The organism is Bacillus sp. FG16 (assembly GCF_057809515.1).
Genome location: NZ_JBMDKC010000218.1, coordinates 1 through 2,235, shown reverse-complemented (window position 1 = coordinate 2,235; position 2,235 = coordinate 1). Strand labels below are relative to the sequence as shown.

The following is a 2,235-nucleotide window of genomic DNA, read 5'->3' as shown; positions in this document are numbered from 1 at the left end:
AACATCCTCCGTATCAGTATCAAATACATCCTGTGCAGACAAACATCAGTAAATTTGATTTATCTTTGGCTTGTGAAGAACGGGATGATGAGATTCTATTCCATTTTGAATATGCTTCGGATTTATTTGAAAGAAATACAATCTCCAGGTTCATGCAACAGTTTGTTCATACAGTACAAGTAATGATTCACCATTTTAAGACACCTTTTAGTGAAGTAGAGCTGTTACCTGAAAATGATCGTATGTTGTATCAACAATTGAATGATACAGCGTTAGTATTGCCTCCCTACCAATCTATACAGGAACGTTTTTGTGACCAAGTGCATCGTAGACCAGAAGCAATCGCCATTTCTACAGAACACAACAGGTATACGTATCAAGAAATTCATCAACGTTCCAACCAGGTGGCACATGGTTTACTACAACTAGGTATCCAAAAACAAGAGCGGGTAGCCATTTTCTTAGAGAGAAGTGTAGAAAGTATCATAGCGATGCTAGGTGTTTTAAAAGCAGGAGGCACATATGTGCCAATTGATGTGAAATACCCCCCTGAACGTATACAGTATATCTTAGAAGATAGTCAAGCAATGGTACTGATAACAAAAGTAGAGCTAGAAAAAGAGGTAACACATTATCAAGGACACATGATGACCATCGAAGATGTGTTCAGTTCTTCGTCTGTTCAAGATATTCCTAATCGGAACAGTGTAGAAGATGCAGCTTATATGATTTATACATCCGGATCCACTGGAAGTCCAAAAGGAACACGATTAAAGCATAACGGTGTATTGAATCTAGTGGAATGGCGCTCACGCACCTTCCAGATAACAGAGAATGATATATTTTCCCAGTTTTATTCTCATAGTTTTGATTCGTCTGTTTCAGAAATTTTTTCTGCTTTACTAACGGGGGCGAGGTTACATCTACTCAATGAGGAACAACGTTTCTCCGCCCAAGCGTATTGTAAGGCCATCTTTACGAATCAGATTACCATTACAGATGTAGCAACAGCCTTTTTTAATCAACTTGCAACAGAACTGTCCGATACACAAATCCAACAACTTCAGCTCTTACGTGTGCTCAGTATGGGAGGAGAAGCTGCATCGGCAGAGTCGATTCGAAATTGGCAATCAAAACTAAAAGATACTGTCTTACTTGTCAATGAGTATGGACCGACAGAAACAACGGTGAGTGCGCTGTATTATCCGATTTCAAAACAAATACCAAGTGATCGCACACATGTACCGATTGGCAAACCAATTGCCAATACAAACATATATATTTTAAATGAACATCTACAACTATGTCCTATAGGCGTTATTGGTGAGTTGTATATTGAAAGTATAGGAACGGCTATTGGATACCATAACCAACCAGAGCGTACAGCACAATCTTTTGTATCCCATCCTTTTTCTACAGAAGCATCTGCGAGGTTATATCGAACCGGCGATCTGGTACGTCTATCGCAAGAAGGTGATGTGGAATATATGGGGCGCCGAGATCGTCAAGTGAAATTGAGAGGCTATCGAATTGAGTTAGGAGAAATTGAAGACAGTCTGATAAAAGAACCACGCATTCAACAAGCTGTTGTGTTATTGCAGGAAGAAAAGCAGGAATTACATGCTTATTTTACAAGTTCTGATACAGAAAAGATAGATATAGAAGAGGTGTACAACCATGCATCTCATCTTCTTCCTGCATACATGGTGCCAAAAGGGTATGTATGTGTACAAGAAATGCCGGTTACACCAAATGGAAAAATCGACGTCGTGCAACTTGCGAAACAATATCCTGTGAATTATCGAAAACAAAAGAATGCTTTACGCCCGATTACAGAAATACAAATGTTACTCGCAACTGTATGGGAAGAAGTATTAGGAGTGCAACAGATTGGACTACAAGATGACTTTTTTGCCTTAGGTGGTCACTCTTTAAAAATTATGCCGACGTTAGTCAAACTCAAGCCCCATTTTCCAACATTGCATATACAAGATTTTTTCCAGTATCGAACAATCGGAAAATTAGCAGAAAAAATAGAGATGGATAGACAACATAGGATGATAGAAACCAGTACAAATGCCCTAAGTAACGGTGAAATACAAGACATGCATCAACCCAAGGTCATTCGTAAACAGTCTGTTCCTTTCCAGCTTACGAAACAATATCCACAATGTGTTTTATTAACAGGCGTGACAGGTTTTTTAGGTGCTCATATTTTAGAACAATTATTAATTT

General features: G+C 38.7%; 1 protein-coding gene. It reads left to right on the top strand.

Going from position 1 to position 2,235, the window contains the following annotated elements; genetic code table 11:
* On the top strand, positions 1-2,235 hold a 2,235-nt coding region (locus tag ACODS7_RS31725; RefSeq protein ID WP_488828538.1), incomplete at both ends, for a non-ribosomal peptide synthetase.